Origin of the sequence: Nostoc sp. 'Peltigera membranacea cyanobiont' 213, assembly GCF_002245975.1 — a bacterium.
GTDB lineage: Bacteria > Cyanobacteriota > Cyanobacteriia > Cyanobacteriales > Nostocaceae > Nostoc.
Genome location: NZ_NOLI01000295.1, coordinates 1 through 3,347 on the forward strand (window position 1 = coordinate 1; position 3,347 = coordinate 3,347).

The 3,347-nt window shown below is 39.1% G+C and carries 4 protein-coding genes; 1 reads left to right on the plus strand and 3 read right to left on the minus strand.

The annotated features are described in order from the left end of the window. From CDG77_RS34150 to CDG77_RS38340, 3 genes are all read right to left on the minus strand, one after another. The coding region (locus CDG77_RS34150) for a two-partner secretion domain-containing protein (RefSeq protein WP_223270146.1) at positions 1 to 317 on the minus strand (317 nt) is incomplete at its 3' end. Positions 318 to 1,510: 1,193 nt separating this feature from the next. Continuing rightward, complete coding sequence (locus tag CDG77_RS34155) at positions 1,511 to 2,026, minus strand: hypothetical protein (RefSeq protein ID WP_190234154.1); 516 nt, start codon at positions 2,024 to 2,026, stop codon at positions 1,511 to 1,513. A 108-nt stretch (positions 2,027 to 2,134) separates the two neighbouring features. After that, a complete protein-coding gene (locus CDG77_RS38340) occupies positions 2,135 to 2,860 on the minus strand; it encodes a hypothetical protein (protein WP_223270147.1) in 726 nt (241 codons plus the stop codon). 281 nt (positions 2,861 to 3,141) lie between these two features. Between CDG77_RS38340 and CDG77_RS37235 the strand changes: the two genes are divergently transcribed. After that, entirely contained in the window at positions 3,142 to 3,312 is a 171-nt protein-coding gene (locus CDG77_RS37235; protein WP_190234155.1) for a hypothetical protein, read from the plus strand. The last annotated feature ends 35 nt before the right edge of the window (positions 3,313 to 3,347 follow it).

The following is a 3,347-nucleotide window of genomic DNA, read 5'->3' on the forward strand; positions in this document are numbered from 1 at the left end:
GCTGCTGGAATTCTTTTGCAATATACATTTTGGCAGTTTTTGACCCCTATTTCTTCAAGCTTTGTGAGAAATCCGGGTAATGTATTATTGAAGGCTGCTATGTCACCTTTGGAGAGTGAAAAATCTTGAAAACTATGAAAAAGATTCTTCCCTACTTGAGTGCCCCCCTCAATAGTAATTTTATTCCCTTCTACTTTTATGTTTGTGTTATTAGGAAGAGTTAGATCGTGCTTCACTTGTGCCTCCGATGGGAAAGTCGTTAACATGGAAAAAAATACCACTCCCACAAAGGTATTTAAGATATATTTTTGTGTCACAATTATTAGCCCTTTAAGTTCCACGCAGTCTTTGAGTACCCCAAAAGTAAGGTGTATAGACTTCTGATGGGGAAGGGAATTACGCTGTTAAGTAAGTTAAAAAATTCTCAATACGAGCGAGAAAGTGTTTCTACTTTGGGTTGCTTTAGGCTTGCGTTAGTCATAATGCAAGCCTAAAGCAACAGTCAGATGTTAGCGGGGTAGTCGAAGTCCGTTGAATATCTCTAGGGATAACTTGCCAGATTGTCGGGAGGCGAACTGGAACCTGTGCTTTCAATAGTTTGGAAACTATACCGTTAAGCAAGACAAATAGTCCCAAAACAGGAATTTTTCTAGGTAAATTAGCGGTCATTAATCAGGAACATCAATTGGGAACTTATCAAAATAGAATACAGTCGTCAGTCATCAAACCAATTCGCTTTTTCGCAATCTGTGACTTGAAGAAGATTTTGGACAAGGTTTGGAAGCAGAAGCTGGACAAGTTGCAAGGACAAGTTGCAAGGACAAGTTGGACATCCATTTTTGGATGGTATTGTTGGACAACCTGTCCAAAATCTTCTTCAAGTCACACAATCGGTCAGAATTCAGCATGAATGAATAAATCATTTGTTGTGTGGTGCTTCCAAGTAGTTGTTGAAACACCACACAACAAATGATTCTGATGCCAAGGTGGGGAACAATATTTGCTTTACTGATGTATTCTTCATTTCTTAGCAATCTAAAAATTGATTCTTTTGAGAATATTAAGAGTAACATTTTATACTTTTCTGTCCTGTAAACGAGAAATCAAGGTTTCGACTATTTTGCAGGGAGGGAGTGAATCATTGTATTTAAACTCTCATAAAAGAAAAGCCTTTTTCCAGGGAATATCGCGGTTTTGATATTGAACTTAACTGTGAGGTAAATAAATATCAAATTAAATAAAACCTACAACCTTGATTTAGCAAGATTTTTATCCAATAAATTGAGTTTTAAAGTCATTCGACAAAACCCTATTCTTGCCTAAGAGGATTGTGATCGGTAGATTATACGACTAGCAAATAACATGATATCTTAATTAAGATTTCAGCTAGTGATTGTTCCCAAAGTTAGTTTTGTCTGATCGCGAATATCCGTCTTTTCTTAAGCTAAAGACACTTGGTTTAATCAGTCCTAAGTATAATCTTTAGCTATCGCAGTTTACCCTAAAAAAATCAAGGTGTATAAACATACTTGAAATTTGTGTCCCCCTTGTAGCCAGAAGCTATCGCAAGATCCTTAAGGTTTTGCACGCCACTATACTGATGTCCATTGATAACCCAAGTTGGTACACCTGGGACTTTCGCCGCATTGCACAAATCTGGGTGGGAATTGATACCTCTCTTATCGCACTCCACCTTGATGCTGTTGTTGATGATCTGGTAGGCTTCTTTACCAAAGAGTAATTTTTGTTTATGACAGTGAGGACACCACCAAGCGACGTATTCTTTTGCACCGATGTTCACCAAATGCTTCGCCAAGGCTAGTTCTGCCTCCCCAGAAGTGGTGGTGATTTCCCAACCGACTCCAGTCTGAGGCCGTTCTTTGGGCAGGAAGAAAATAATTGATGGGGACTTTTGGTTGTCTGTTTGTTGAGCAATATCTGTCAGTAGTGCAGAGCCAGAACTCCTACCAACAAAGATAATGGAGATCGGTAACAGTGCAAGTAAAACAGGGTGTTTGATAGCCATATTATTATATATATTAAGGATAAACAGTGATTGAGTAGTTGTCGGAGCTAACAGTTGTATGGTTAAGATTGTAGTATCTTGTATAACTAATAACACGAAGCCAAGATATTATTCTTCATCATCTTCATCCTCATAATCGAAATCATCATCGCCATTTTCTTCATACCACTTTCTTTCCTCCTCCAAAGCGATTTCTCTTGAGATCCTTTTTCTTTCTAGGGCTTCCCTTTCTAGCTTTTCTATTTCTTGTTTTTCTCTTTCTATTCTTTCTATTTCTATCCGTTCTCTCTCTCTGGTTTCTCTTGCTACCTTGTCTCTCTCAAGCTGAATTAATCGCTGTTCTACTCGCTCACAATAGAAATCCAAAGCCTTACCTGTGGCACCTCCGGTAATTGCACCACCAGCTAAAAATATTATTACAGTTTTCCAGCCGCTAAAGGGATTACCACTCCACTCCAAACTACCCTCATTGAACCATACCAGTATGAAGTATACGAGAATTCCAATAACTGTATTGATCGGTGCAAAGACTTTTGGTGTCATCTCGGTTTGACGAAGTATCAGCCATTGCGCCAAACTGAGAATCACACCAAAGATGACGGCAGCGATCGCACAAAGAATAACATTACCTGGAAAAGTGAATGGATCTACTGCAAATTTAATGATTAGCATGATAGTAATCGGGGCAGAGAGCAAAAAGCTCAGAAGTAAGCTAGCACTAATCGCAAGAAACCAGTAGCGACCGAGATAACCCAGGCGAAATTCTAACAACGACTCTTGTACTCCAAACAAAGTCATCCAAAATGCAATACTCGCGGTCAAATAATCAAGCATTAGCCGTTGTTTTACCCGTGTGTTGAAGAGGGTATTTTCTAGAATACGCCCAAACAGTATTTTGTTGTTGTGGTGGCTCTGATGTGGTGTTTTTTTTTGATAATTGCTCTATGAGATTTTTCAATGAGTTTTATATTTGGTAGTGCTTTAAGGCTGCAAAATATAAAAAGCAACGAAAAACCCCATCCTTCATACAGGTTGGGGGGATAGATAAAAAACATATATTCCATGATGACACAACTCAATATTTGTTCGACTGCTGTCAGCCTGGAGGTAGGGCAATGAACAAACCACCATCTAGACGCAAGAAAGTTATCCCTGGGGCATCTAAGGAACCAAAGCCAGCCGCCGACTCTGTAAAGGAAAATACTTTTGAGCAAGATAACCCAGCCTCAGCAACGATTACGGTGACTGCTGTTGAAATAAGAGAGTTGGTGCGATTCGTTGATTAGTGAATCACGGTAATCAGCCCGTAAATAACTAATCC